Annotated in this window: 23 protein-coding genes and 1 pseudogene; 10 read left to right on the plus strand and 14 right to left on the minus strand. The window is 73.3% G+C overall.

Annotation, left to right across the window (positions count from 1 at the left end; translation table 11 throughout):
• Window positions 1-384: 384 nt before the first annotated feature.
• Window positions 385-1149, plus strand: a complete 765-nt coding sequence (locus ACZ434_RS13135; RefSeq protein WP_468454932.1) for a bestrophin-like domain — start codon at window positions 385-387, stop codon at window positions 1147-1149.
• 99 nt (window positions 1150-1248) lie between these two features.
• Here the strand turns inward: ACZ434_RS13135 and ACZ434_RS13140 are convergent, their stop codons facing one another.
• Window positions 1249-1746 (minus strand): hypothetical protein, encoded by a 498-nt coding sequence (locus ACZ434_RS13140; RefSeq protein WP_468454934.1) that lies wholly within the window; start codon window positions 1744-1746, stop codon window positions 1249-1251.
• A gap of 335 nt (window positions 1747-2081) precedes the next feature.
• Here ACZ434_RS13140 and ACZ434_RS13145 point away from each other — a divergent pair, with 335 nt between their 5' ends.
• The gene (locus ACZ434_RS13145; protein WP_468454936.1) at window positions 2082-2750 is read left to right on the plus strand and encodes a class F sortase; all 669 of its coding nucleotides are present in this window, start codon (window positions 2082-2084) and stop codon (window positions 2748-2750) included.
• 30 nt (window positions 2751-2780) lie between these two features.
• Here the strand turns inward: ACZ434_RS13145 and ACZ434_RS13150 are convergent, their stop codons facing one another.
• Window positions 2781-3617, minus strand: coding sequence for a polysaccharide deacetylase family protein (locus tag ACZ434_RS13150; RefSeq protein ID WP_468454938.1), 837 nt, complete (start codon window positions 3615-3617; stop codon window positions 2781-2783).
• A gap of 145 nt (window positions 3618-3762) precedes the next feature.
• Here ACZ434_RS13150 and ACZ434_RS13155 point away from each other — a divergent pair, with 145 nt between their 5' ends.
• Window positions 3763-4224 (plus strand): universal stress protein, encoded by a 462-nt coding sequence (locus tag ACZ434_RS13155; protein WP_468454940.1) that lies wholly within the window; start codon window positions 3763-3765, stop codon window positions 4222-4224.
• Window positions 4225-4268: 44 nt separating this feature from the next.
• Here ACZ434_RS13155 and ACZ434_RS13160 read toward each other — a convergent pair whose 3' ends face one another.
• Window positions 4269-5423, minus strand: a complete 1155-nt coding sequence (locus ACZ434_RS13160) for a CapA family protein (protein ID WP_468454942.1) — start codon at window positions 5421-5423, stop codon at window positions 4269-4271.
• Window positions 5424-5634: 211 nt separating this feature from the next.
• On the opposite strand from ACZ434_RS13160, the gene ACZ434_RS13165 reads away from it, so the two are divergent.
• The 3 genes from ACZ434_RS13165 to ACZ434_RS13175 all read left to right on the plus strand — a co-directional run bounded on the left by ACZ434_RS13165 (window position 5635) and on the right by ACZ434_RS13175 (window position 7639).
• A complete protein-coding gene (locus ACZ434_RS13165) occupies window positions 5635-6180 on the plus strand; it encodes a sigma-70 family RNA polymerase sigma factor (protein ID WP_468454944.1) in 546 nt (181 codons plus the stop codon).
• A 136-nt stretch (window positions 6181-6316) separates the two neighbouring features.
• The gene (locus tag ACZ434_RS13170) at window positions 6317-6835 is read left to right on the plus strand and encodes a hypothetical protein (protein ID WP_468454946.1); all 519 of its coding nucleotides are present in this window, start codon (window positions 6317-6319) and stop codon (window positions 6833-6835) included.
• A 150-nt stretch (window positions 6836-6985) separates the two neighbouring features.
• Window positions 6986-7639, plus strand: coding sequence for a zf-HC2 domain-containing protein (locus ACZ434_RS13175; RefSeq protein WP_468454948.1), 654 nt, complete (start codon window positions 6986-6988; stop codon window positions 7637-7639).
• A gap of 21 nt (window positions 7640-7660) precedes the next feature.
• Here ACZ434_RS13175 and ACZ434_RS13180 read toward each other — a convergent pair whose 3' ends face one another.
• A complete protein-coding gene (locus tag ACZ434_RS13180; RefSeq protein ID WP_468454950.1) occupies window positions 7661-8524 on the minus strand; it encodes an Fpg/Nei family DNA glycosylase in 864 nt (287 codons plus the stop codon).
• 49 nt (window positions 8525-8573) lie between these two features.
• Window positions 8574-10661: a SpoIIE family protein phosphatase gene (locus ACZ434_RS13185; RefSeq protein WP_468454952.1), complete on the minus strand. Its 2088-nt coding sequence runs from the start codon at window positions 10659-10661 to the stop codon at window positions 8574-8576.
• A gap of 146 nt (window positions 10662-10807) precedes the next feature.
• Between ACZ434_RS13185 and ACZ434_RS13190 the strand changes: the two genes are divergently transcribed.
• Window positions 10808-12214, plus strand: coding sequence for a lipase maturation factor family protein (locus ACZ434_RS13190; RefSeq protein WP_468454954.1), 1407 nt, complete (start codon window positions 10808-10810; stop codon window positions 12212-12214).
• A gap of 4 nt (window positions 12215-12218) precedes the next feature.
• On the opposite strand, the gene ACZ434_RS13195 is transcribed toward ACZ434_RS13190, so the two are convergent.
• Both ACZ434_RS13195 and ACZ434_RS13200 read right to left on the minus strand, forming a co-directional pair.
• The gene (locus ACZ434_RS13195; protein ID WP_468454956.1) at window positions 12219-15236 is read right to left on the minus strand and encodes an alpha-mannosidase; all 3018 of its coding nucleotides are present in this window, start codon (window positions 15234-15236) and stop codon (window positions 12219-12221) included.
• An 84-nt stretch (window positions 15237-15320) separates the two neighbouring features.
• Window positions 15321-15644: pseudogene (locus ACZ434_RS13200) on the minus strand (DUF3291 domain-containing protein); the annotation flags it as partial.
• An 11-nt stretch (window positions 15645-15655) separates the two neighbouring features.
• Between ACZ434_RS13200 and ACZ434_RS13205 the strand changes: the two are divergent.
• On the plus strand, window positions 15656-16333 hold the full coding sequence (locus tag ACZ434_RS13205; protein ID WP_468454958.1) for a MerR family transcriptional regulator: 678 nt from the start codon (window positions 15656-15658) through the stop codon (window positions 16331-16333).
• A 194-nt stretch (window positions 16334-16527) separates the two neighbouring features.
• Window positions 16528-16923 (plus strand): VOC family protein, encoded by a 396-nt coding sequence (locus ACZ434_RS13210; RefSeq protein WP_468454960.1) that lies wholly within the window; start codon window positions 16528-16530, stop codon window positions 16921-16923.
• Window positions 16924-16938: 15 nt separating this feature from the next.
• On the opposite strand, the gene ACZ434_RS13215 is transcribed toward ACZ434_RS13210, so the two are convergent.
• Together ACZ434_RS13215 and ACZ434_RS13220 are read right to left on the minus strand one after the other, a co-directional pair.
• On the minus strand, window positions 16939-17421 hold the full coding sequence (locus tag ACZ434_RS13215; RefSeq protein WP_468454962.1) for a GNAT family N-acetyltransferase: 483 nt from the start codon (window positions 17419-17421) through the stop codon (window positions 16939-16941).
• Between the two features lie 50 nt (window positions 17422-17471).
• A complete protein-coding gene (locus ACZ434_RS13220; RefSeq protein ID WP_468454964.1) occupies window positions 17472-17645 on the minus strand; it encodes a hypothetical protein in 174 nt (57 codons plus the stop codon).
• Between the two features lie 469 nt (window positions 17646-18114).
• Between ACZ434_RS13220 and ACZ434_RS13225 the strand changes: the two genes are divergently transcribed.
• Window positions 18115-18600: a hypothetical protein gene (locus ACZ434_RS13225; RefSeq protein ID WP_468455305.1), complete on the plus strand. Its 486-nt coding sequence runs from the start codon at window positions 18115-18117 to the stop codon at window positions 18598-18600.
• Here the strand turns inward: ACZ434_RS13225 and ACZ434_RS13230 are convergent.
• The 5 genes from ACZ434_RS13230 to ACZ434_RS13250 form a co-directional block, all read right to left on the minus strand.
• Window positions 18579-20072 (minus strand): SDR family NAD(P)-dependent oxidoreductase, encoded by a 1494-nt coding sequence (locus tag ACZ434_RS13230; RefSeq protein WP_468454966.1) that lies wholly within the window; start codon window positions 20070-20072, stop codon window positions 18579-18581. The genes ACZ434_RS13225 and ACZ434_RS13230 overlap by 22 nt on opposite strands.
• Before the next feature lie 105 nt (window positions 20073-20177).
• Window positions 20178-21677 (minus strand): wax ester/triacylglycerol synthase family O-acyltransferase, encoded by a 1500-nt coding sequence (locus ACZ434_RS13235; protein WP_468454968.1) that lies wholly within the window; start codon window positions 21675-21677, stop codon window positions 20178-20180.
• A 273-nt stretch (window positions 21678-21950) separates the two neighbouring features.
• The gene (glgC, locus tag ACZ434_RS13240) at window positions 21951-23171 is read right to left on the minus strand and encodes a glucose-1-phosphate adenylyltransferase (protein WP_468454970.1); all 1221 of its coding nucleotides are present in this window, start codon (window positions 23169-23171) and stop codon (window positions 21951-21953) included.
• A gap of 51 nt (window positions 23172-23222) precedes the next feature.
• Window positions 23223-24374 (minus strand): glycogen synthase, encoded by a 1152-nt coding sequence (gene glgA / locus ACZ434_RS13245; RefSeq protein WP_468454972.1) that lies wholly within the window; start codon window positions 24372-24374, stop codon window positions 23223-23225.
• Window positions 24375-24412: 38 nt separating this feature from the next.
• On the minus strand, window positions 24413-25150 hold the full coding sequence (locus ACZ434_RS13250; protein WP_468455307.1) for a (2Fe-2S)-binding protein: 738 nt from the start codon (window positions 25148-25150) through the stop codon (window positions 24413-24415).
• Between the last annotated feature and the right edge of the window lie 95 nt (window positions 25151-25245).

Raw genomic sequence — 25245 nt, forward strand, 5'->3', positions numbered from 1 at the left:
ACGCCGCCGCCCGAGCCCACGCCGACCCCGACTCCCCCGCCGAGCCCCACCCCGACACCGGAGCCACCGCCGCCGCCACCGCCGAAGGCCCGTCCGGTGCCGCCGCCGGCCCCCGCGGCCCCTCCGCCGCCGCGCCCGCCGGTCCGGCCCGTGCCCGTGCCCGAGCCGCCGCCACCGCCGCCACCGTCGTCGGCCCCGCCGAAGCCGCGGCCGTCCGCGGCGCCCGTGCACTATCCGGCGTACCGCGCGGCACCGGCCCGGAAGCCCTCCGGCGGCGCCACGTCGCCGCTGACCTTCGTCCTGCTCATCACGACGCCCGCGGTGGTCGCCATCGCCGCGCTCCGTCCGCGCTGAGACCGATCCGACCCCTTCTGGAGGCACCTCTTGCCGGAATGGCTTGTTCTCACCCTCGCGATGCTCGCCGTCTGTGTCGTCGTCCTGGTCATCACGCTGCTGCGGCACCGCAGGGCGGCCGACGACGAGGACACCAGCGAGACCCCCGACGTCATCGAGTACATGACGATGTGGATCGGTGTGGTGTACGCCATCGTCCTGGGTCTCGCCATCGCCGGCGTCTGGGAGGGCCGCAGCGCCGCCCAGGAGCACGTGCGGGCGGAGGCGGTGGCCCTGCACGAGATCACCGAGCGGGTACGGGTCTACCCCGCCGAGGTGCGCGACCGCATCCGGGACGATGTCAACGCCTATGTCGGACACGTCGTCACCACCGAGTGGCGGGCCATGGCCGACGACGGCCGGGTCACCGGGCGCGGCACCGAACTGCTCGACGTGGTCCGCCGGGACGTCACCGACTACGAGCCGCGGACGGACTTCGAGGCCCAGGCCTACCAGCCGCTGGTGGACCAGGTGGCCGCCGCCGACGAGGCGCGCAGCGCGCGGGCCGAGTCGACCGGGGAGACCATGCCGGGCGTGGTGTGGTTCGGCCTGGTCGCGGGGGCCGTCATCACCATCGGGATGATCTTCGCGCTGCAGATCCGGCGCACCGCACGGGAGATGATCCTGGCCGGGCTGTTCTCCGCGCTGATCGCCTTCCTGCTCTTCCTCATCTGGGACTTCGACTCGCCCTACGGCCGGGGTCTGGCCACGTCGGCGGACCCGTTCCTGCGGCTCTTCCCGCACATCGGAAGCTGAGCACCCGTACGGGAGGACAGAGCTTCGCCCCGGATCCGGCGGGATCCGGGGCGCGGCCTTTCGAACGGGTGCGAAACGGGGACCGAGGGGAACAGCGGCTCAGATCCGCTTCTCGGCGCGGCGGCGCATCCAGAACACACCGCTGCCGGCGACCGCGGCGGCCACCAGCGCGCCGCCGATCGCCATGTCGGTGGGCGTGGCCCCGCTGGTGCTGCTGCCGCCGATGCCGCCGCGGACGCCGCCGATGACGGTGAAGGCGGCCGGACGGGTCAGGCTCCGGCCGGAGCAGTGGACCGTGATGTCGTAGGAACCCGGGCGGGCGTCGTTGTCGACGGTGGCGGTGCCCTTCGAGGTGCTGTTGGCACCGTGGACGGGCGTCAGATTGGTCCTGGGGAACGCGTTGGACGTCGCCGTGCCGCCGTTGGGGCAGCCGTCGACGGTGATGGTCAGCTGGCCGCCGCGGGCGATGACGCTGGGCAGGGCGACGATGTTGGACGGGTTGGGCACCCGGCCGGAGTCCGCGACGGCCACCGGGGCGGCGGCCCCGAGGACGGCGGCCGCGACGCCGGCGACCGCCAGGGCACGTGAGTTGCGCATGTGATCCTCCGCGGAAGACGCCCCGGGTCCCGTCCCCGGTCCGATCGGCGAGAAAGCGCCTCCCGGATAGACCCTCAGTTGCCCTGCGGCGGGCCGCATTTCGGCGATGGTCCGTACCGGTGAGGGCGGCCCCTCGCCGGAAACCGTGCGAGGGGATATCGCCGCAGGTCACGGACCGTCAGAAGATCTTCGTACGGCCCCGCCCCGGATGGCGCACCGTGCGCGGCGGGCGCCACCCGTTCGCCGCCGCCCCGTCGCCGGTTGCGCGCGCGCCGCCTAGCGTTTTCGTCATGCGCGAGTGGTACGGCGACGGCCGTGTCGAGAGGGGAAGGCGAATGTCTGCTTTCGAGCCGGACGAAGCCGAATGGGAGGTCCGGCGGAGAAAACGCGCCCCCTGGGGCGTGATAGCGCTGGTCCTCCTGACCGGCCTCGCGCTCATCCGGAACGGGTCGGGGGAATTCGACGTGGGCCCGCCGCAGCCGGCCGGCGCGGCCGCCGCCGACACCAGGACGCCCGGTGACATCACGGTCCCGGCGGTGGCGCCGCTGCCGTACGCGCTGCCGGACCGGGTCCGCATCCCGGCGATCCAGGTGGACGCGCCGGTCATGCCGGTGGGGCTGGACGTGGAGGGCTGGGTGGACGCGCCGCCGCCCGAGGACCCGAACCTGGCCGGCTGGTTCACCGGCGCGGTCTCGCCGGGCGAGAAGGGCACCGCGGTCGTCGTCGGCCATGTCGACAACGCGCAGGGCCCGGCGGTGTTCTACGGGCTCGGAGCGCTGAAGAAGGGCAACCGCGTCGAGATCGCCCGCAGGGACGGGAAGACGGCCGTATTCGAGATCTACGGCATCGAGGTGTTCGCGAAGAACGACTTCCCCGGCGACCGCGTCTACGCCTCCAAGGGGGCGGCGGAGCTGCGGGTCATCACCTGCGGCGGCGGTTTCTCCCAGCAGAACGGGTACGACGGGAACGTCGTCGCCTTCGCCCGCCTGGCCGAGGTCCGCTGAGCGGTCCCCCGTCCCGGCGGGCGGGGGTGCTCAGGCGTACTGCCGGCGGGGCACGGTGACGTGGTAGCCGGAGTCCAGCAGTTCGGGCAGATAGGCGCGCAGGGCCCGCACGCTCTGCGAGCGGTCGCCCCCGGCGTCGTGCGAGAGCACCACGACGCCGGGGGCGGCGCCCTCCTCCACCCGGTCGACGATGGTGGCGGTGCCCGGGGTGGTCCAGTCGAGGGTGTCGACCGTCCAGGCCAGGGGCTCCATGCCCAGCTCGGCGCCGAGCCGGAAGGCCGCGCGGTTCCAGGCGCCGTAGGGTGCGCGGAACCATTCGGGGCGTTCGCCATAGGCCTTCTCGATGATGTCGCAGGTGCGTTCCATCTCCGAGCGGATCCGGCGGCTGCTGAGGCGGGTGAGCAGGGGGTGGCTCCAGGTGTGGTTGCCGACCACATGCCCCTCGTCGGCCATCCGGGCCAGCAGGTCCCGGTTCCCGGCCGCCATCTCCCCGCACACGAAGAACATCGCCCGCACGTCGTAGCGGGCCAGGGTGTCCAGGATGGGCGGGGTGTAGCGGGGGTCGGGCCCGTCGTCGAAGGTCAGCACCATGCTGCGACCGCGCCCGGACATGCGCAGCAGCGGTTCGCTGCGCACCGGTGTGGCGCCGGCCGCGCTCGGCGGGCCGTAACCGGTCAGGGGCCTCAGACGGTATTCGGAGGGCTTGAGGGGGCGGCGGGCGGCCTGGGCGCCGGGGGCGGGCGGCGCCGGGGGCGCGGCCCGGTTCCCGGTGCCCGGCACGAGCGCCGCGGCGACGCCCGCCGCGGCGAGGGTGGTGGCGCCGGTGAGCAACGCCCGGCGCCGGGTGAGCAACTGATCCTTCTGCATGACTCATCAGTCGCCCCGCGGAGGACCGGCGCACCTCAGCGACACCGGTGCGGCGGCACGTTTCCACCCGATCGGCGCAGTGCGGGGCGGCGGGCTCCGGTGGCCGCGGGCGGCCGCGGCCATGCGGTCCGATAGCCTCGCCGGCGTGACGGAACAGCAGTCCCATCGGTTCGAACGGGGCACGGACGGCCCGAAGGTGATCGTGGCCGGAGTGGACGGCTCCGACTCCTCGCTGCGCGCGGCGGCGTACGCCTCCGGTCTGGCCCGGCGTCAGGGCGCGCTGCTCGCGCTCGTGTACGTGCAGCCGGTGCTCGCGGCGGGTGCGGCGCTCGGCGCGCCGGTGGCGGACGCGACGGAGGAGGTCGCCGAGGACCTGGTGGCGCAGATCCGGGAGGCGATGGAGCGGATCAAGGGGATCTACGACATCCGCTGGGAGTTCCACACCTTCCGCGGCGACCCGTACAACGGCCTGGTGAAGGCGGCGGACGACCTCCGGGCGGACGCGGTGGTGGTGGGCGCCTCCGAACAGGCCGGGCACCGGTTCATCGGGTCGGTCGCGGTACGGCTGGTGAAGGCCGGGCGGTGGCCGGTGACGGTGGTGCCGTAGCTCTTGAGGGGTGCGCATCTCGTGCGGCTCCCCTGCTCCTCCCACTACTCCCCCATCACCAGGCCGTCCTCGGCCGCGCCCCGGCTCAGCACCACGTCGCGGATCCGGTCGCGCACCGACTGCAGCTCGGCCCCGCGGGCGAGCGCGCGGTTGAGGTTGACGACCCGGCCGGCGTCCACGTCGAAGAACTGCGGGACGAACTCGGCGCGGGTCACCTGCCAGCGCCCGCCCTCCTGTTCGGGCGGGGCGAAGGTGAAGCGGCCGAGGGTGGACTGGTTGCCGCGCGGGTCGTGGACGCCGTCGTGGTTGGTCATCGCGCCGGCGATCTGGTCGCCCATGCCGTAGACGACCCAGGTGCCGTTGACCTTCTCGTACGCCTGCGGCACATGGGCGTGGGTGCCGAGGATCAGGTCGATGTCGGGGCGGCCGCCGGTGGCCGAGGCGGTGAGCGAGCGGGCCAGGGAGGTCTGCCGCTCGTCGGGGGCGTCCTGCCATTCGGTGCCCCAGTGCAGGGAGACCACGACGACGTCGGCGCCGGCCTCGCGGGCGGCCCGCGCGTCGGCGACGATCCGGTCCTCGTCGACGAGGTCGACCGCCCAGGGCCGGCCGGGAGGCAGGGGGAGGCCGTTGGTGTCGTAGGTGTAGGCGAGGTGGGCGACGCGGGCCGCGCCCGCGCGCAGCACGGTCGCCGTGCCGGCCTCCCGCTCGCTGCGTGCCGAGCCGGCGTGCCGTACGCCCGCCCGGTCGAGGGCGTCGAGGGTGCGGCGGATGCCCTCCGCGCCGTCGTCGAGGGTGTGGTTGGAGGCGGTGGAGCAGCCGTCGTAGCCGGTGGCGGCGAGGGCGGGGGCCACTTCGGGCGGGGACTTGAAGAGGGGGTAGCCGGTGTAGTCGCCGTCGGCGCCGTACACGGTCTCCATGTGGCACAGCGCCAGGTCCGCCGGGGCGACGACCGAGCGGATGCCGGCGAGCATCGGCCGGAAGTCGTAGCCGGTGCCGCCGGCGTCATAGCGGGCGCGTTCGATGATCGAGGTGTGGGGCAGCACATCGCCGGAGGCGACGAGAGTGAAGCCGCGGTGGTCCGTCGCGGAGGGGGCCGGACGCCCCGGTTCCGGTGGCCGGTGGTCGCGGGCCTGGCAGGCGGCGCCCGCGGCGAGGACGGCGGTCAGGACCAGGGCCACCTGCCGACTGCGTGCGATCATCACTTCACCCCGCTGTAGTCGTATTTATGGATAAACAGGTAAGAAGCCGCATCCTGCCGACGGCCGCTCCGACACGCTCTTTAGGCCGTCCGGCGTGCGCGAACGGCCACCTCGACCGTTCGTCGAACCGTTCGCCGACGCGATCGACCGTCCGCCGCACACCGCTGTGCACGCCCTGTCCCCGAGGGGCGCCGTGCGCTGGCATACGGCCATGACGGCCGGAATCACACTCACGAACGGGACGACCGCCGAGCACGAGCTCGCCGCGCTGCAGCGCGAGCACGGCCGGCCTCTCTTCGCGCTGCTGCTCCGGCTCTGCGACGGCGACCGGCAGCGCGCGGAGGACCTGGTCCAGGAGACGCTGGTGCGCGCGTGGCAGCACCCCGAGGCCCTGCGGGCGGAGAACTTCGACTCCGTACGGCCCTGGCTGCTGACCGTCGGACGGCGGCTCGCGATCGACGCGCGACGGGCCCGGCAGGCCCGTCCGCCCGAGGTCGGGGACGCCGTGCTGGAGAACGCGCGGGTGATCTCCGACCACGCCGAACGGGCGGCGGCGACGCTCGACGTCCGCGAGGCTGTGAAGACACTCACTCCGGAGCACCGTGAAGTCCTGGTGCTGGTGTATTTCCAGGGGGCGAGTGTGGCGGAAGCCGCGACGGCCCTCGGCATCCCGCCCGGTACCGTGAAGTCCCGCGCGTACTACGCGCTGCGCGCCCTGCGCCGGGTGCTTCCCGGATACGCCTCCGACATGCGGTGAAACCAGCAGTCGGGTCAAGCCTCCGTAAAGCGCCTTGCCGACGACCCCGGTTGAGTAATCGGCTGTCCTCATCCGTGTTCCGGACCGGGGGCCCGGGTTCGGGCGACGCGCACGTACCGGAGGAAGGCAGGAAGGGATGCTGCACAGAGGTCGAGAGAGCACGGACGGCACCGGCGACGGTGAACTGACCGTCCCCATGGCCTGGTTGTACGCCGAGTACATCGCCGACGAGCTGCTGCGCAGCGGCGATCTCATGCCGCCGACGTCCTTCGAGTTCCGGGCCGGCCGGGACGCGCTGGCGCTGACCGTCTTCCTGTCCGACACCGACGGCGAGCTGTCCGGCATCCGGGTGATCACCCAGCTGGAGACCTGGCTGTCACTGACCGCGTACGACCAGCCGTGGCAGGAGTGGGTGCAGCGCCGCCTGGCCGATCGCGGCGCGGACGCAGCGGCGGCCGGCCGGGACGCGCCGGACCCCGATCTGGAGCTGGCCCGGGAGGCATGGCGCTGGCTGCGGGAGACCGAGCTGCTGGCGCCGGATCTCAACGCGGTGCCGGGCGGCGCGGCGGGCGGCGAGGACGAGGGACCCAAGGTGTGGACGCCGGCCTGGCAGCTCGGGCTGCCCCTCGGCCACCTCGCCATCCACCTTTTTTAGGTTCCCGGAAATCCGACCAATCCGCGGGCCGGAGGGCTCCGAATCCTTTGGTCACGATTCGGCACGTGGCTTGAGTGATTCGGCCGACCGGTGCGTACCGGTGGGAGCAAGGAGTAACCCCACCCGCACCCAACGGCACGAGGATTCGGCATGAGGTCCCTGGAGAGGCATCGCGACGTCGGCGCCTACGCGCTCGGCGTGCTGGACGAGGCGGAGGCGTTCCGCTTCGAGGACCACCTCATGGAGTGCCCCAGCTGCGCTGTCCAGGTGACCGAATTCGGGCCCGCGGCACGCCAGTTGATGCTGTACCGGAGCGCCACCCCGCGGCCGGTGCACCCGCTGGCCACGCCCGGCCCCGGGATGCTGGACCGGCTCCTGTCCCAGGTGGCGGCCCGCAACCGCGCGGGGCGCCGCCGGCTGCTGCTGGCGCTGGCCGCCTCGGTGGTGATGGCGGTGTCCGCGCCGGTGATCGCGGTGACGGCGCGGGACGGCGGCGACGGCGCCGTGAGCATCGCGGCGACCGACGAACGGTCGGGGGTGTGGGCGGAGGTGACCACGGAGGACGAGGCCTGGGGCAGCCACGTACGGCTGAAGGTGAAGGACGGGGCGGGCCCGCGCGACTGCCGGCTGGTGGTGGTCGGACGGGACGGCTCCGAGGAGACGGTGACCAGCTGGAGCGTGGCCCGGCACGACGCCCGCCCCAACTCGATGCTGAGCGGCTCGGCCATGCACCCCGACGAGATCGCCCGCTACGAGGTGCGCACGGCGGAGGGCGAGCACCTGGTGACGCTGGAGACCCGGTGACGCCCCGGGCCCCGGCGGCGCTCACTTCAGCAGGCGGGAGAGCCTGCGGTCGGCCAGTGGTCTGCCGCCGGTCTGGCAGGTGGGGCAGTACTGCAGCGAGGAGTCGCTGAAGGAGACCTCGCGGACGGTGTCCCCGCACACCGGGCAGGCCTCGCCGGCGCGGCCGTGGACCCTGAGCCCGCTCTTCTTCTCGGCCTTCAGCCGACCGGCCGCGACCCCTCTCGACCGCTCCACCGCCCCGGTGAGGGTGGTCCGCAGCGCCTCGTACAGCCGAGTGACCTCCTCCGGGGTGAGGGAGCCGGCCGGTTTGTACGGGGACATGCGGGCCGCGTGCAGGATCTCGTCGCTGTACGCGTTCCCGATGCCCGCGATGAGGCTCTGGTCGCGCAGCGCGCCCTTGAGGCGGCGGCGGTCCCCCGACAGCAGGTCCGCCAGGCGCCGCTCGTCGAAGTCGCCGGCCAGCGGATCCGGGCCCAGCCGGGCGATGCCCGGGACCTCCTTCGGATCCGCCACCACGTACACCGCGAGGCGTTTCTGGGTGCCGGCCTCGGTCAGGTCGAAGCCCGCGCCGGTCTCCAGCGCGACCCGCAGGGCCAGCGGGCCCTTGCCGGGCCGGGGCGCCCCGCTCGGCAGGCGGTCCTTCCACTGCAGCCAGCCCGCGCGGGCCAGATGGGTGACGAGGTACGGCCCGCCGTCCGTGCGCAGGCCGAGGAACTTCCCGTACCGGCGGACGGCGGTGACCTCGCGGCCCTCGACGGCCGTGAGCGGCGGGTCGTAGGTCTTCAGGACGCTGATCGCCACGGGCAGCACCCGGACGATCTCATGGCCGGTCAGGTGCTCGGAGAGGAAGTCCTTGAGCGCCTCGACCTCGGGGAGTTCCGGCATACGTCCAGAGTGCCACCCGGGGCCGGTGCGGTCAGGCCGGTCAGGCCGGTCAGGCGCCCTCGGCCACCACGAACTCGCTCCACACGCACTTGCCGCCGCCCCGCGCCTCCACGCCCCACACGTCGGTGAGCATCTCGACCAGGAGCAGGCCCCGGCCGGAGACTCCCGACTCGCCGGCCTCACGGCGGCGCGGCAGGGCGCTGGAGGAGTCCTCGACCTCCACGCGCAGGCGCCGGTCGGGGCCGGTGAGGACCCTCAGAGTGACGACCGCGGTGCCCTCGGTGTGCATCAGCACGTTGGTGATCATCTCGTCGGCGACCAGTTCCACCTCGTCGGCCCGCTCCGGCGCGCCCCAGGCACCGACCGCCGTACGGATCATGCGCCGGGTCTCGGAGAGCGCCCGGGGGTCGCCGGGCGGCACGTGCTGCTTGAGCCGGCCGCCGGAGCGGGGGCTGTCCAGGGCCCGCCGGCGCAGCAGGAGGAGCGCCACGTCGTCGTCACCGCCGCGTTCCTCGGCGACGTCGATGAGCCGGTCGGCGAGGTCGCGCACGTCGTCCGGCCCGACGGTGACCAGCGCGGACAGGGTCTCCACGCCGTCGTCGAGATCGGCGCCGGGCTGTTCGACCAGGCCGTCGGTGCACAGCAGCAGCGTCTCGCCGGCATCGAGCTCTATCGTGCCGACCGGGTAGTCGAGCCCGCCGAACTCCGCGGACAGGCCGAGCGGCAGCCCGCCGGGGACGTGGACCCGGTGGCAGGAGCCGTCGGTGCGGCGCACCAGCGGGTCGATGTGGCCGGCCCGCACCACCTGGACGACGCCCGTGGACAGGTCGGCCTCGGCGTAGAGGCAGGTCGCGGAGCGGTCGGTGTCCAGTTCGTCGAGGAAGACCGACGCGCGCGCCATCACGGTGGCCGGCGGGTGGCCCTCGGCGGCGTAGGCGCGCAGCACGATGCGCAGCTGTCCCATGACGGCGGCGGCGTGCGTGTCGTGGCCCTGGACGTCGCCGATGACGGCGCCGACCCTGCCCCCGGGCAGCGGGATCAGGTCGTACCAGTCGCCGCCGATGTCCCGGCCGAAAGCGCCGCCGAAGGTGGCGGCTCGGTAGCGCACGGCGAGGTCGGCGCCGGGCACGCTGGGGATGGTGCGGGGCAGCATGGCCTGCTGCAGCCCCTGGGCGAGGTCCATCTCCTGCTCGTAGAACATCGCCCGCTGCAGGCTCTGCGCGATGCTGCTGCCCAGGGCGACCAGGATGTTGCGTTCCTCGGCGGTGAAGCCGCGCCGGTCGCTGTAGAGCAGTCCCATGGCGCCGATCGGGCGGGTCTGGACGATGAGCGGCAGATAGGCGGCCGAGGTGATGTTCAGTCCCGTGATGCCCTGCCAGAGTCCCGGGTAGCGCTCGGCGAACTCCTCCGGTGACTCGATGAAGCACGGGCTGAGGGTGCGCACCGCCTCGCTCATCGGGTAGGCCTCGTCGATCCCGGTGATGCGGGTGCCCTCGACGTAGCTGCCGTCGGGTCCCTCGGCGATGAGCCGGATCCAGCCCGCCTCGACCAGTCCCATGACCAGGCTGGTGGCCCCCAGATGGGTGAGCCCGTGGGTGTCCTTGAGGGCGTCGGTGACCTCCCGCACGGTGCGGGCGTGGGCGAGGGCGGCGGTGGTGAGCTGGACGATGTTGGTCTGCTCCCGGCGGGCGTCCTCCTGCTCGGCCCGGGCGCGCCGGGCCTCGGTGTCGCTCAGCTCCTGGGTGGCGTCCCGGACGATGCCGATGATGCGGCGGGGCCGGCCGGTCTCGTCCCGGCGGATGTAGCCCTGGGTGTGGGTCCAGCGCAGCTCGCCGTCGCGGCGGCGGACCCGGAAGTAGGCGCCGTAGTTCTCGCTGCCGTTCTTCAGCGCCTGCGAGACGGCCGTGTCCAGCCGCCTGGCCTCGCCGGGCGGTACCCGCTTCGCCAGGGTCCCGGGCCGGTCGTCGTACTCGTCGGGGCGCACGTCGAAGATCTCGTGCGCCTGGGCGTCCATCTGCATCACCCCGGAGTCCAGGTCCCAGTCGAAGCTGCCCATACGGTTGAGCACCAGGATCGGATCCGGGTGGTCCGGCCAGTCGTCCGGGAGTGACAGGGGGCTCGCTCCCCGATCAGACATGGGGCCACCTTGCCAGGATTCACGCGATTCTTCGACCGCTGGGCCCCGTCCTCGCGCTTCTCCCGCGGGGGCCTCCGGCACCGCCCGGTGGTATACGGAGGGTGACAGTGGTCCGGGCGTGACGGCGGCGGAGGGAGCGCGGGACCGTGGAGTGGTTCACCGCATCCGACTACTGGCTGAGCCGGCTGGTCTTCCAGCGGGCGCTGGCCGGGCTGTATCTGGTCGCCTTCCTGACGGCGGCGCTGCAGTTCCGCGCCCTGATCGGGGAACGCGGGATGCTGCCGGTGCCGCGCTACGTGGCACGGGTGCCGTTCCGCCGGTCGCCGAGCCTGTTCCACTGGCACTACTCGGACCGGTTCTTCGCGGGGTGCGCCTGGGCGGGCTGCGCGGTGTCGGCGGCGCTGCTCGCGGGAGCGGACTCGCTGGTGCCGCTGTGGGGCGGGATGCTGCTGTGGCTGGTGCCGTGGGCGCTGTACCTGTCGGTCGTCAACGTGGGGCAGACCTGGTACTCGTTCGGCTGGGAGTCGCTGCTGCTCGAGGTGGGCTTCCTCGCCGTGTTCCTGGGCAACGACGAGGTGGCTCCGCCGGTCGTGGTGCTGTTCCTGCTGCGGTGGGTGCTGTTCCGGGTGGAGTTCGGGGCGGGGCTGATCAAGATGCGCGGCGACGCCTGCTGGCGGAAGCTCACCTGTCTGGACCACCATCACGAGACGCAGCCGATGCCGGGGCCGCTGAGCTGGTTCTTCCACCGTCTGCCCAAGCCGCTGCACCGGATCGAGGTGGCGGCGAACCATGTCACCCAGCTGGTGGTGCCGTTCCTGCTGTTCGCCCCGCAGCCGGTCGCCACGGCCGCCGCCGCGCTGATGATCGTCACCCAGCTGTGGCTGGTGCTGTCCGGCAACTTCGCCTGGCTGAACTGGGTGACGATCGTGCTGGCCCTGCCGGTGGTCGCGTTCCCCGCCGATCCGCCCGCCGTGCCCGGCGCCCCGCTGTGGTACGTGGTGGTCGTGCTCGCGGTGTCCGCCCTGCTGCTGGGGCTCTCCTGGCAGCCGGTGCGCAACATGCTCTCCCGCCGCCAGGTGATGAACCGCTCCTTCGACCCGCTGCACCTGGTCAACACCTACGGGGCGTTCGGCAGCGTCAGCCGGATCCGCTACGAGGTGGTCGTGGAGGGCACGGCGGACGAGGTGCCGAGGGAGGACGGCGACTGGCGGGAGTACGAGTTCAAGGGCAAGCCGGGTGATCCGCGGCGCTGGCCGCGCCAGTTCGCGCCGTACCATCTGCGGCTCGACTGGCTGATGTGGTTCGCCGCGCTGTCGCCCGCGTACGCCGGCCCGTGGTTCGGGGCGCTGGTGGAGCGGCTGCTGGAGAACGACCGGGACACGCTGAGGCTGCTGCGCCGCTCCCCGTTCCCCGCGGACGCGCCGCCCCGCCACGTCCGCGCCCGTCTCTTCCGCTACCGCTACACGACCTGGCGGGAGCTGCGGCGGACGGGGGCGTGCTGGGAGCGGACGTACGTACGGGAGTTCCTGCCGCCCACCCGGCTGGAGGGCTGACCGGTCAGGCCCGCTTCAGCCGCAGGGTCATCAGCTCGAAGGGGCGCAGGCGTACGGTGATCCGGCCGCCGTCGAGAGCGGGTGCCCCGGTGTCCGCGAGCGGGCGTTCCAGCAGGTCGGTCACCTCGACGCCGGTGGCCGCGAAGCCGGGGGTGAGCACGGCACGGGCGCGGGCGCCGTGCGCCTCGTGGAAGCGGACGACCACGTCGCCGCCGCCGTCGTCGGCCAGCTTGACCGCCGTGACCACCACCGCGTCCGGGTCGACCGTCACCAGCGGGGCGACCTCCCCGGCCCCGCTGAGCCGCCGCTCGGGCAGATTGATCCGCCAGCCCTCGCGCACCGCGTCGCCGACGGACGCGCCGGGCACCAGCGCGTGCCGGAAGCGGTGGACGCCCTGGTCGGTCTCCGGGTCGGGGAAGCGCGGGGCGCGCAGCAGGGAGACGCGGACCGTGGTGGTCGTGCCGCCGTCGGGGCGGACCGTACGCGTGACGTCGTGGCCGTACGTCGAGTCGTTGACCAGGGCGACGCCCCAGTCGGGTTCCTGGAGGTGGACGAAGCGGTGGTTGCACGCCTCGAACTTGGCCGCCTCCCAGGAGGTGTTGGTGTGGGTGGGCCGGAAGTAGTGCCCGAACTGCGTCTCGGACGCGTAGCGTTCGGCGTGCAGGTCGAGCGGGAAGGCGAGCTTGAGGAACTTCTCCGTCTCGTGCCAGTCGACCTCGGTGTCCACCACCAGCCGTCGCTCCCCCGGCGGCAGCGTCAGCACCTGCACGGCCCGGGAGCGGCCGAAGGAGCGGACGATCCGCACCGAGGCGCCGTCCGCGCCGGCCGTCACCTCGTCGGTGCCGGTCAGATCGGTGACCGTGTTGCGGTAGAACGCGTCGACGTCCCAGGCGTCCCACATGGCGGGCAGGTCCGGGTGGAGCTGGAGGAGGTTGCCGGGCCGGTCCGGGGCGACGGTCTCGCGGTCGGTCGGGATGTCGTGGGCGGAGACCAGCAGGCCGCGGGCGTCGATCCCGATCCGGAGCAGGCCGTTGTCGAGGATGTGCCCGCCGCCGGGGCGCGGTTCGAGGGTCGTACGGCCTTCGGGGGCCACCGGACGCGCACCGCCCGCCGGGACTCCCGCCCGGGGGTGCGGGGCGGCGTTGAAGACGAGGGGGACCGTCCCCTCGCCGGCGAGGGCGCGCTGGGCGGCGTCGATGATGCCGTTCAGTTCCCCGGCGATCCGGGCGTAGGTGGCGCGGGCCTCGCGGTGCACCCAGGCGATGGAGGAGCCGGGCAGGATGTCGTGGAACTGGTGCAGCAGCACCGTCTTCCAGATCCGGTCCAACTCCTCGTAGGGGTAGGAGAATCCGGTGCGCACGGCCGCGGTGGCCGCCCACAGTTCGGCCTCGCGCAGCAGGTGCTCGCTGCGGCGGTTGCCCTGTTTGGTGCCGGCCTGGCTGGTGAGGGTGGCCCGGTGCAGTTCGAGGTAGAGCTCGCCGACCCAGACGGGCGGTTCGGGATACTCGGCCTCGGCCTTGGCGAAGAACGCGGACGGTGTCTCCCAGGTCACCGTCGCCGAGCCCTCGAGGTCGCGCAGCCGGGCCGCCTTGGCGACCATCTCGCGGGTGGTGCCGCCGCCACCGTCGCCCCAGCCGGTCGGGGCGAGGGAGTGGCGGGCCGCTCCCTTGTCCTTGAAGTTGCGGACGGCGTGGGCGATCTGGCCGCCCGTCATGGAGCAGTTGTAGGTGTCGACGGGCGGGAAGTGGGTGAAGATCCGGGTGCCGTCGACGCCCTCCCAGCGGAAGGTGTGGTGCGGGAAGGTGTTCGTGCGCGACCAGGAGATCTTCTGCGTCAGCAGGTACTTGGCGCCCGCGGCCTTGATGATCTGGGGCAGTCCGGCGGCGAATCCGAAGGTGTCCGGCAGCCACACCTCGTCGTTCTCGATGCCGAACTCGTCGAGGAAGAACCGCTTGCCGTGCACGAACTGGCGGGCCATCGCCTCCGAGCCGGGCATGTTGGTGTCCGACTCCACCCACATGCCGCCGGCCGGTACGAACCGTCCCCCGGCGACCGCCTTCCTCACCCTCGCCCACACCTCGGGCCGGTGTTCCTTCATCCACGCCCACTGCTGGGCCTGCGACATGGCGAAGACGAACCCGGGCTCGTCGTCGAGCAGGGCGGTCATGTTCGCGGCCGTCCGGGCGACCTTGCGGACGGTCTCGCGCAACGGCCACAGCCACGCCGAGTCGATGTGCGCGTGTCCGACGGCGCTGATGCGGTGGGCGGAGGGGACGGCGGGCGCGGAGAGCACCTCGGTGAGGCGGGAACGGGCCCTGGCCGCGGTGCCGTTGACGTCCTGGAGGTCGACGGCGTCCAGCGCCCGGTCGACGGCGCGCCGGATCTCCCAGCGGCGGGGCGAGTCGGCGTGCAGCTCGGCCATCAGCTCGCCGAGCACCTCCAGGTCGATGACGAGCTGCCACACGGCCTCGTCGAAGACGGCGAGGTCCATGCGGGCGAGGGTGTACTGCGGTTCGCCGCCCGCGGTGTCCTTGTCGCCGAGCCGGGTCGGCAGGAAGGGGCGGCGGTGGCCGAGGACGACGGGGTTGGAGGCGGCCTCGACGTGCAGGCGCACCTCCTCCCCGCCCCGGGCGGGCGCCGCGATCCTCACCCACTGGTTGCGCGGGTTGAGACCCTTCACCGGAGTGCCGTCGGGCCGGTGGACCAGTCCTTCGCACTGGAAGCCGGGCATGGTCTCGTCGAAGCCGAGGTCGAGGATGGCCTCGACGGTCCTGCCGGCCCAGGCGTCGGGGACGGTTCCGGTGACCCGGAACCAGCTGGTGCCCCAGGGCGCGCCCCAGCGGGTGCCCACCCGCACCGGTTCGGGTTCCGCCGCGAGTCCCTCGGCGACGGGCACCGGCTCCCCGGGGGCATGCCACACCGCGACCTCCAGGGGGACGGACTCGGGGTACACGGCGGGGCGGATACGCTCGTCGAGGACGCGCTCGAGGCGGGCTTCGACCAGGGTGCGGTCGTCATGCATGCGGGGCGCTCCGGGGTCGAGGGCGGGCGGGGTCACCAGGGGTACCCCTCCCCCGGCTCCCGCCCGTTCGAACCAGGGAGCCGTTCAGTGCGCGGTGCCGTGACCGTCCGGGGCGGCCGCCTGGGCGTCGAGGCGCCGTTCGGCCTCGGCCCAGTCGACCGGCAGCCGGTCGACGGGCACCTCCCAGAAGGTGAACGTCGAGTCGCGCATCGTCGAGCGCAGTCCGGTCATGACGCTCTTGTGCGGTTCGGTGCGCGCGTAGGTGTAGAGGGCCTCCCGGCTCTCCCACGCGGACAGCGTGTGGAAGACCTTGCCGAAGGGCTTGGCCTCCAGGGAGGCGCCGAGCGCTCCGGGCGCCTTGCGGACCCGGCCCCAGGCGGAGAGCGACTTGAGGAAGAAGCGGGGGAGCGGAGAAGCATGTGAGAATCTCGGAACTCGGCCGCCGCAGCGGGGTGCCCAACGCCACGATCAAGTACTACCTGCGCGAGGGCCTGCTGCCGCCCGGGCGAGCCACCGCGGCGGCCCAGGCCGAATACGACGAGACCCATCTGCGCAGGCTGCGGCTGATCCGCGTGCTCATCGGGGTGCGCGGACTGTCCGTGGCGGAGGCCAAGCAGGTCCTGGACGCCATGACCGAGCGCCGGAGCGACCCGCACGAGGTCCTCGGCATCGCCTTCGGCATCCGGCCGCCGGACGGCGACGCGCCGGACACGGCCGGGGCAGGGGCGAACCCCGGGGCCGCCGCCCTCGTCGACGCCATGGGCTGGTCGGTGTCCGGCTCCAACCCGGCCCGGCAGATCATCGACCGGACCCTGCGGACCCTGCGCGAGCTGGACATCGAGTACGACTGGCGGACGCTGCTCCCCTACGCCGAACTCGCGGAACGGACGGCCCGGCACGACCTGGACCGCATCGAGACGATCGCGGACCCGATGGAGAAGGCCGAACAGGCGGTGCTCCTGACCTTCCTGCTGGAACCGGCCCTGACGGCCCTGCGCCGGCTCGCCCAGGAGAACGAGTCGACCGCGCGCCACACCGGCGGCGGACAACCCTGGGCGGCCGTACGGACATTGCCCCGGCCGGGCGGGACGGCATAGAGTCGGCCGGGTGACTGCCGGGTCGGCCATGGGCCATACACGTAAGGCGAACCCGGCCTCGGTGTGAGGCCGGTGCGGGGCACGCCCCCGCCCGCGCGGGCCCGCGGCCCGCCCCCCTTCTCCGCGTTCCCCTCCCCGCCGCGCCTTCCCGCGCGGCCCCTCGACGGAATCCAGAACCGGAGACGCATCCACCCATGCCCGAAGCACCGCACATCGAGCTGAACCACACCGTCGTCCACGCCCGTGACCGGCGGACCTCCGCCGACTTCCTCGCCGGGATCCTGGGGCTGGAGGCCGGCGCCCCGTTCGGTCCGTTCCTCCCGCTCGACCTGGGGAACGGCGTGACCCTCGACTACTACGAGATGCGGGACGAGCCGATCCAGTCCCAGCACTACGCGTTCCTCGTGCCGGAGGAGCGGTTCGACGCCATGATCACGCGTCTGGAGACGGCCGGCGTCACCTACTACGCGGATCCCGGCCACACCGAGCCGGGCCGGGTCAACGATCTCTTCGGCGGACGCGGCGCCTACTTCGACGACCCGGACGGCCACAACATGGAGATCATGACCCGCCCGTACGCCCGGCCCTGAGGCCCGGCGCCACGGTCACAGCGCCTTGTGCATGATGTGCAGTCCGACCGGCCCGTACCGGGGGTGGTCGAACGCCCCGGGCACCGTGCCCAGGATCGTGAAGCCGAGTGAAGTCCACAGTTTCACGGCCGGGTTGGTCTCGACGACGGCGTTGAACACCATGCCCCGGTAGCCGGCGTTCCGCGCCTCGGCCAGGACGTGCCCGGCGAGGAGGCGTCCGGTGCCCCGGCCGGCCCGGTCGGGGTCGACCATGAATCCGGCGTTGGCGATCCGCGCGGCGGGACCCCCGTAGTTGGGGGTGACATAGGCGGAGGCGACGACGGCTCCGGTGCCGTCCTCCACGACGTACACCTGTTTGGCGGGGTTCATCCACAGGGCCCGGGCATCCTCCTCGGAGGTGCCCGGGTCCCAGGCGTAGGTCTCGCCGGCGGCGACGATGCGGTGCCAGAACGGCCAGATGCGCGGCCAGTCGTCGGGCGACGCTTCCCTGATCAGCATGGGTGCGAGTGTGGCACGGCGGCGGGGCCGGCCGGGCGCGTGGTCCCGGGTCAGTCGACGCTGGGCAGAATGTGCGGCTCGGCGAGGTCGTCCTCGTAGCCGGCGAGGCGGATCGGGGCCGAGCGGGCCCACACGTCGAGACTGCCGAGCTCCCCGGGCCTGCGGCGGGAACGCTCTGGGCGTTCGTCGGGGCGTTGTTCGCGCTGCGTCTGCTCCGGTGTCACCGCGCACTCCTTATGTGTCGGTCACCCTAGGGACGTACTGCGTCGGCCCTGCGCCTGGCGTCTGACGTCCGCTCGGGTCTGAGTCGAAAGCCGTTCGGACGCGGTGGCGCCGGAAACTCGGGGAAGAGCAGGCCGTTGTGAACCGGCTGGTCCCGGACGGACCATGGGTGCGGGTAGAACCCTTGCTGCTGTCCGTCCGCCTCAGGGTAACCAAATGAGCGGCCCCCCGCTCGATGGGGCTCGAAACCACCGGTGACAATCATGCGGCGGGGTGCGCGCAATCAAGCCCCATATGCGGCTGTTTCAGCATGACGAGGGCTTCTCCATTCACCCATTCGGACTATATGGGCGTCGACGTTTTCGACAAGGCAAGCCGGTCATGACGCAGTTCAGGTCCCGTTGGCCGGCCCGCAAACTCGCCATGGTCTGCTGCCGCACGGCAACGGCTGTCTCCCGGGAGGACCGGCGCATGGAACTGCGCACCGTCGAGGAGCTGATGGATCTGCTGCACGCCGGCCCCGGCATCCGGGACGGCCGCGGCGGCGCCCCGGTCGACGCCTGCGGGCACGCCCTGCGGACCGCGGCGCTGCTGCGCCGGGTCCGGCCCGCGGACAAGGAGCTCCAGGTGGCCGGACTGGTGCGGCCCGTCGGCGGGCTGCTGGGGCCCGGCGGACCGGCGGCCGGGGCCGACCGCGCGGCGGAGGCGGTACGGGCGCTGCTCGGCGAGCGCGTCGCGGGACTGGTCCGCGGCCGGCCCCGGCACGGCCTGCCCGCCGGGGACGACCTCCTCGCCCTGCGCACGGCCGACGAGGACGCCCGCACCGCCTGCTTCGACGCCGGCGTGCTGGAGGACTGGCGTACCGTGCTGGAACTGCTCGCGGCGCGCAACGCACGGCTGAGCACGGTCGGCCGGCGGCCCTTCGGCCGCCGCCCTCACCACCGGCCGGGCGCGTAGTCCTTCAGGAAGACGCCGTACAGGTCCTCGCCCGCCTCACCGCGCACGATCGGGTCGTAGACCCGGGCCGCGCCGTCGACCAGGTCGAGCGGGGCGTGGAAACCGGCCTCGGCGAGGCGCAGCTTGTCGAAGTGGGGCCGCTCGTCGGTGATCCAGCCGGTGTCGACCGAGGTCATCAGGATGCGGTCGGTGTCGAACATCTCCTGCGCGCTGGTCCGCGTCACCATGTTCATGGCCGCCTTGGCCGCGTTGGTGTTGGGGTGCCCGGCGCCCTTGTAGCCGCGGTCGAACACGCCTTCCATCGCGGAGACGTTGACGACGTACGCGCGTCCGGTGGACGCCCGGCGGGCGGCCTCGGCCATGGCCGGACGCAGCGTGCTGATGAGGATGAACGGCGCCGTGTAGTTGCACAGCTGGGTCTCCAGCAGCTCCACCGGGGAGATCTGCTCGATGGTCTGCACCCAGGTGTTGGAGTCGACGACGTCGGGGAGCAGGCCGCCCGCGTCGATGGCGGTGCCGTCACGGTGCCGGACCAGGCTGGCGTTGCCCGCGACCAGGGCCAGGTCGGCCACCTTCTGCGCGTCGAGGCCCCCGGTGCCGACGGGCAGCGCGGTCAGTCCGTCGACCGCGCCGGAGTTGAAGGCGCCGATGACGTGGTGGGCGGGCAGCTCACCGGCCGGCAGCGGGGCGCTCTCGCCCTCGACGAGCGCGGCGTACGCGGACGGCAGACGGCGCACGGTCTGGGTGGCGTTGTTGATCAGGACGTCGAGCGGGCCCTGCTCGGCGACCCGCTCGGCGAGCGAGACGGCCTGGCCGGGGTCGCGCAGGTCGATGCCGACGACCTCCAGGCGGTGCATCCACTCCGCGGAGTCGTCCATGGCCTTGAAGCGGCGGATGGCGTCCTTGGGGAAACGCGTGGTGATCGTGGTGTGGGCGCCGTCGCGCAGCAGCCGCAGCGCGATGTACATGCCGATCTTGGCGCGTCCGCCGGTGAGCAGGGCCCGCTTGCCGGTGAGGTCGGCGCGGGCGTCGCGCCGGGCGCGGTTCTCGGCGGCGCACGCCGGGCAGAGCTGGTGGTAGAAGTAGTCGACCTCGACGTAGCGGGTCTTGCACGTGTAGCAGGAGCGCGGGCGCTGGAGTATCCCCGCGATCCTTCCCGGCTCCACCCGCGAGGAGGGCAGGATGCCCTCGGTCTCGTCGTCGATGCGCTCGGCGGAGCCGGTGGCGGTGGCCTCGGTGACGGCCTTGTCGTGGGCGGTCTTGGCGGCCCGGCGCTCCTGGCGGCGGCGCTGCTTGACCGTGCGGTAGATGTGCGAGGTGGCCCGGCGGACCAGGATCGCGTCCGGGTGGTCGACGTCGAGCTTGTCGAGTTCCTCCAGCACGCCGAGGCAGACGGCGAGCCGCTCCGGGTCGATGCCGGGCCCGTATGCCACCGCGTCCGTGGCCCCGGGGCCGTCCTGTGTCACCGTCATCGCCGCTGCCGCTTCCCGCTCTGTTCTCTCGCGGCGCTCCGTTCGCATCCGCTGTCGAACGGCGGATTTTACTTCAGCCCCCGGCGGGGGCGGCAAATCCGTTCCTCAGTGATCGCAGACGGCGGTCAGCGCCGCCACCTCCTCGGTCAGCGCGTGGGCCAGGCGGTCGAGGTCCGGGACGGCCGCGCCGTCGGCGACCAGGCCGTAGTGGACGCGCCCCCGGTAGGTGGAGACCGCGACGGCGAGGGAGTGGCCGGGGGCCAGCGGCGCGAGCGGGAAGACGGCGCCGAGCGCGTCGCCGCCGAGCCGCAGGCCGAACCCGGGCAGCGGCACGCTGGTGACCAGGACGTCGAACCAGAGCCGGGCCGCCTGGCCCAGCAGCGGCCCGCCGAGCCGGTGGCCGAGCGGCGGCACGTGCTCGGCGAGCAGGGCGACGGCGCCCGCGCCCCGGTGCGGTCCGGCGTCCTTGTTGCGGTCCATGGCGGTACGCACCTGGGTGAGCCGGGCGAGCGGGTCCCGCTCGTCCACGGGGAGCCGCACCAGGTATCCGGAGAGCCGGTTGCCCTGCGGGTGGGCGGTGCGCGGCCGGCGCCGGGAGACGGGGATGAGGGCGCGCGGGGCGACGCCCTCGCTGCCGTCCCCGCGCTCGTCGAGCCAGCGGCGCAGCGCGCCGGCGACGACCGCGATCGTGACGTCGTTGACGGTGCCGCCCGCGCTCTTGCGGATGCGGTGCACGTCGTCGAGGTCGATCACCGCGCCGGCGGTGCGGCGGGTGCCGCTGGGCGCGCAGGCCAGCGCGGGCGAGGAGCGCATGTCGAGGGTGGAGCGGGCGACGGCGGCGCCGATGTCCAGGGCCCGGCCCGCGTCGGACAGGGCGTCGCGGACCAGGCCGGGCACCTCGCGCACGCCGGGGAGCAGTCCGCGCGGGGGGTCGGTGGGGCGGGGCCGGGGTGTGGGCAGGTCCATCGGGTCCATCAGCGCGGCGGCCAGGGTGAGGGCGCGCAGCCCGTCGGCGAGGGCGTGGTGGAACTTGAACAGGACGGCGAAGGACCTGCCGTCCGCCCCCGGCAGCACATGGGCCTCCCAGGGCGGCCGGGTGCGCTCCAGCGGGCGGCCCATGAGCCCTCCGGCGGCGGTGTGGAAGCCGTCGGACGGCGGGTGCAGCCGGACGTGGTCGAGGGGGTCGAATCCGGGGTCGGGTTCGCGGGAGGCGCCGCCGAAGGCGAGCGAGCGGCGCACCGCCGCGGCGAGCGGCTGCCGCAGCAGGGCGGTGAGCTGCTGCCGGGGCCCGGCGCCGGCCCGTTCGCCGGGGCCCGGCGGCGTGTCCGGCGGCGTGTCCGGCGGCGTGTCCGGCGGCGTGTCCGGCGGCATGTCCGGCGGCGCGGACCGTGCCGGCCGCGGGCCGAGCGGCTGCCACGTGTCCCGGATGCGCATCCGCAGCCCGGGCACGGCGGCGGCCCGGGAGGCCAGCAGATCCGCCGCGTGGGCCGCCGCGGAGGGCGAGCCGGCGGAGAAGACCCCGAGCGCCGCGAGGTGCATCGGGTGACCGGCGGACTCGATGTTCCAGAACGCCAGGTCGAGAGGGGCGAGCGGGTCTGCGGTCATGGGCGGGGCCTCGCGTCGACGACGGGAACGGATCAGCAGTCAATCGCTCCCGGCCGATTACGGTCAAGTACGATCTCGCTACACATGGTTAACATCATGTGACCTCTCCGCCCGCCCCGCGAGTGCGCCGGAACGGGCGGAACGGGAGGGACACGGGGGCGGACGAGGGTGACCGGCGCCTCCCGGGGTGACGGATGCCACCCGGACGGGCGCGGCCCGCCCGGGGACCCCGCACCGCCCGGATCCTCCTTCGGCCGGCCGGGGCCTACGGCACTACGGCACCCGCTGTCCCTTGCCGAGCGCGATCACGCCGCCCTTGGACACCGTGTACAGCTCCGCGTCCCGCTCCGGGTTGACGCCGATCGTCGCGCCCGGCGGCACCTCGACGTTCTTGTCGAGCACCGCCCCCCGCACCACCGCGCCCCTCCCCACGTGCACGTTGTCGTGCAGCACCGATCCCTGCACCACCGCGCCCGGGTCGATCACCACGCCCGGTGACAGAACGGACCGCGTGACCTGGCCCCGGATCAGGCAGCCGGCGCTGATGATCGACTCGCTCGCCATGCCGCCCGCGTTGAAACGGGCCGGCGAGAGCTGGCCGGAGTGCGTGTAGATGGGCCACTGCCGGTTGTAGAGGTTGAAGGCGGGCCGCTCCGCGATCAGGTCCATGTGCGCCTCGTAGTAGGCGTCCAGTGTGCCCACGTCCCGCCAGTAGCCCTGGTCGCGGCTGGTCTCGCCGGGTACGTGGTTGGAGCTGAAGTCGTACAGGTGGGCCTCGCCCCGCTCGGTGAGCTGGGGAAGGATCGAACCGCCCATGTCGTGCACCGAGTTCTCGTCCTCGGCGTCGCGGTGGAGGGCCTCGACGAGCGCCTTGGTGGTGAAGAGGTAGTTGCCCATGGAGGCGAACACGCACTCGGGGTCGTCGGCGAGGCCGGGAGGGTCGGAGGGCTTCTCCAGGAAGCGGTCCACGGTCCGGCCGTCCGAGCCCGGGGTGATCACGCCGAAGGCGGAGGACTCCGAGCGGGGCACCCGGATGCCGGCGACCGTGACCCCGGCGCCGCTCTCGATGTGCTGGGCGAGCATCTGGCGCGGGTCCATGCGGTACACGTGGTCGGCGCCGAACACGGCCACGTACTCCGGCTGCTCGTCGTGGACCAGGTTCAGCGACTGGAGGATGGCGTCGGCGCTGCCGAGGTACCAGCGCGGGCCGAGGCGCTGCTGGGCGGGGACCGGGGTGACGTAGTTGCCGAGCAGGCTCGACATCCGCCAGGTGGTGGTGATGTGCCGGTCCAGGGAGTGCGACTTGTACTGCGTGAGCACGCAGACGCGCAGGATGTCACCGTTGACCAGGTTCGACAGCACGAAGTCGACCAGCCGGTAGGTGCCGCCGAAGGTGACCGCCGGTTTGGCGCGGTCCGCCGTGAGGGGCATCAGGCGCTTGCCCTCGCCGCCCGCCAGCACGATTCCCAGGACCGAAGGACCTCCACGACGCATGGCCGCTCCCCTCACGCCGAATTTTCCCAAGGCTGCCCCGGCCGGGCGGGACTAAGCCTGTTCGAGGACCTCCTCGTAGAGACCGGCGGTGCGCCGGGCCACGGCGTCCCAGCCGAACTCCGCGACCGCGCGTTCCCGTCCCGCCTCGCCCATGCGCCGTGCCGTGGCCGGGTCGCCGAGCACCGAGTCGAGTGCGCGCGCGAGGCCCGCCTCGAAGTCGTCGTCCGCGTCCACGAGTACCCCCGTGGAGCCGTCCGCCACGACCTCCGGGATCCCGCCGACGCGGGAGGCGACCACCGCGGTGCCGCACGCCATGGCCTCCAGGTTGACGATGCCGAGCGGCTCGTACACCGACGGGCACACGAACACGGCGGCATGGGTGAGCAGCTGGATCACCTCCGGGCGGGGCAGCATCTGCGGAATCCAGTGCACCCCCTCGCGGACCCGGCTCAGCTCCTCGTACAGCTCGCGGAACTCGCGGTCGATCTCCGGCGTGTCCGGAGCGCCCGCGCAGAGCACGACCTGCGCGGCCGGATCGATGCCGCGCACCGCGCGCAGCAGCTGGGGAACACCCTTCTGCCGGGTGATCCGGCCGACGAACAGCACGTAGGGACGGGAGCGGTCCAGGCCGATCCGGTCCAGGGCGTCGGCGGTGGGGTCGGGGCGGTACAGGCTCGTGTCGATGCCGTTGTGCACGACGTGCACCCGGGCGGGGTCGAGGGCCGGGTAGCAGCCGAGGATGTCCTCGCGCATGGCACCGGAGACGGCGATCACCGCGTCGGCGGCCTCGACCGCGGTGCGCTCGGCCCAGCTCGACAGGGCGTAACCGCCGCCGAGCTGCTCGGCCTTCCAGGGGCGCAGGGGCTCCAGTGAGTGGGCGGTCACCACGTGCGGGACGCCGTGCAGCAGCTTGGCGAGGTGGCCGCCGAGGCAGGCGTACCAGGTGTGGGAGTGGACGAGTTCGCGGCCCTCCAGGGCGGCGGCCATGGCGAGGTCCACGGAGAAGGTGCGCAGCGCGTCGTTGGCGCCGTCGAGCGCGGACCAGGGCCGGTGGCGCAGGACGCCGTCGGTGCGGCCCTCGCCCCAGCAGTGCACCTCCAGGTCGACGAGGGGTCGCAGCTCCCGGGCGAGGAACTCCACATGGACTCCCGCGCCGCCGTAGACGTCCGGGGGGTATTCCCGGGTCAGCAGTCCCACTCGCACCCGTGAACCCCCTGTCTGCGCGGACGTTGTTCTCATGGTCACCCGGATGGGGCGCGTGGGGAAGAGCGGGGCGGCCGTACGAAGCAACAGTCGCCGCAGACGCCCCCGCCGGGCACCCGGTAGTACAGACAGCAGCTGCGCCGCCGGAAGCCGGTACCGGCGAGGGTTCCGGTCCCGGCGAGCGACGGGTCCGTGAGGAGTTCCCGGGCCAGGGAGCCGGCCCGGGCGGCGACGTCCGTACGGCCGTGGCCGCGCCCCCAGCGGTCCAGTTCGCGGGCGGCGCCCGCGAGCGCGGAGGCGGCGTTGCCGCGCAGCAGGCCGGGTGCGAGGCGGTGGCGGGAGCGCAGGGCGGCGGCGAGCGGTTCGAGGTGGCCGCGCAGTACCAGGTCCGCGAGCGTTTCCGCGTCGCCGGGCAGCGGCCGCACCTCGGTCAGCCACAGGTCGTCGGGGGCGCCGGCTCCGGGGTCCCAGCCGATGAGGTGCGGGGCGAGGTCGGGGACGGCGCCGTACAGGGCGGCGGAGCCGAGGGCCACGGACCACAGGCGCGCGGCGAGCCCCTGCTGGGCCACGGAGGCGGCGACCCGCTCCTCGGGAGTGCGCAGCGCGCCGGCGACCCCGCGCACCCGCGCGGCGAGGGCGTCGTCCTGAACGTCCGGGCGTCCGGGGCCGTATGCCTGGGCGAGGGTGGGCAGGGGCCGGCCGGGCGCTCCTGCCGTGCGCAGTACGAAGAAGCCACCGAGCCGGTGGAGGGCGGTGAGGCGGGGGTCGAGGTCCACGAGGTGCAGTAGTACCAAGTCCCCCGGCGGTGCCCGCCAGGGGGCCTCCGTCCGTGGGGCACCCACCCAGGGGATGACGGCGGTGTCCTCGTACT

Source organism: Streptomyces sp. NPDC030893 (assembly GCF_055571535.1).

What these genes read in the sequence shown, in the direction of transcription:
- ACZ434_RS13180 (WP_468454950.1), bottom strand. Translation starts at nt 8,524, where the DNA reads ATGCCGGAACTCCCCGAGGTCGAGGCGCTCAAGGACTTCCTCTCCGAG.
- ACZ434_RS13185 (WP_468454952.1), bottom strand. Translation starts at nt 10,661, where the DNA reads ATGTCTGATCGGGGAGCGAGCCCCCTGTCACTCCCGGACGACTGGCCG.
- ACZ434_RS13150 (WP_468454938.1), bottom strand. Translation starts at nt 3,617, where the DNA reads ATGCAGAAGGATCAGTTGCTCACCCGGCGCCGGGCGTTGCTCACCGGC.
- ACZ434_RS13235 (WP_468454968.1), bottom strand. Translation starts at nt 21,677, where the DNA reads ATGACCGCAGACCCGCTCGCCCCTCTCGACCTGGCGTTCTGGAACATC.
- ACZ434_RS13210 (WP_468454960.1), top strand. Translation starts at nt 16,528, where the DNA reads ATGCCCGAAGCACCGCACATCGAGCTGAACCACACCGTCGTCCACGCC.
- ACZ434_RS13170 (WP_468454946.1), top strand. Translation starts at nt 6,317, where the DNA reads ATGCTGCACAGAGGTCGAGAGAGCACGGACGGCACCGGCGACGGTGAA.
- ACZ434_RS13215 (WP_468454962.1), bottom strand. Translation starts at nt 17,421, where the DNA reads ATGCTGATCAGGGAAGCGTCGCCCGACGACTGGCCGCGCATCTGGCCG.
- ACZ434_RS13160 (WP_468454942.1), bottom strand. Translation starts at nt 5,423, where the DNA reads ATGATCGCACGCAGTCGGCAGGTGGCCCTGGTCCTGACCGCCGTCCTC.
- ACZ434_RS13225 (WP_468455305.1), top strand. Translation starts at nt 18,115, where the DNA reads ATGGAACTGCGCACCGTCGAGGAGCTGATGGATCTGCTGCACGCCGGC.
- ACZ434_RS13140 (WP_468454934.1), bottom strand. Translation starts at nt 1,746, where the DNA reads ATGCGCAACTCACGTGCCCTGGCGGTCGCCGGCGTCGCGGCCGCCGTC.
- ACZ434_RS13175 (WP_468454948.1), top strand. Translation starts at nt 6,986, where the DNA reads ATGAGGTCCCTGGAGAGGCATCGCGACGTCGGCGCCTACGCGCTCGGC.
- ACZ434_RS13195 (WP_468454956.1), bottom strand. Translation starts at nt 15,236, where the DNA reads ATGCATGACGACCGCACCCTGGTCGAAGCCCGCCTCGAGCGCGTCCTC.
- ACZ434_RS13165 (WP_468454944.1), top strand. Translation starts at nt 5,635, where the DNA reads ATGACGGCCGGAATCACACTCACGAACGGGACGACCGCCGAGCACGAG.
- ACZ434_RS13145 (WP_468454936.1), top strand. Translation starts at nt 2,082, where the DNA reads ATGTCTGCTTTCGAGCCGGACGAAGCCGAATGGGAGGTCCGGCGGAGA.
- ACZ434_RS13230 (WP_468454966.1), bottom strand. Translation starts at nt 20,072, where the DNA reads ATGACGGTGACACAGGACGGCCCCGGGGCCACGGACGCGGTGGCATAC.
- glgC (WP_468454970.1), bottom strand. Translation starts at nt 23,171, where the DNA reads ATGCGTCGTGGAGGTCCTTCGGTCCTGGGAATCGTGCTGGCGGGCGGC.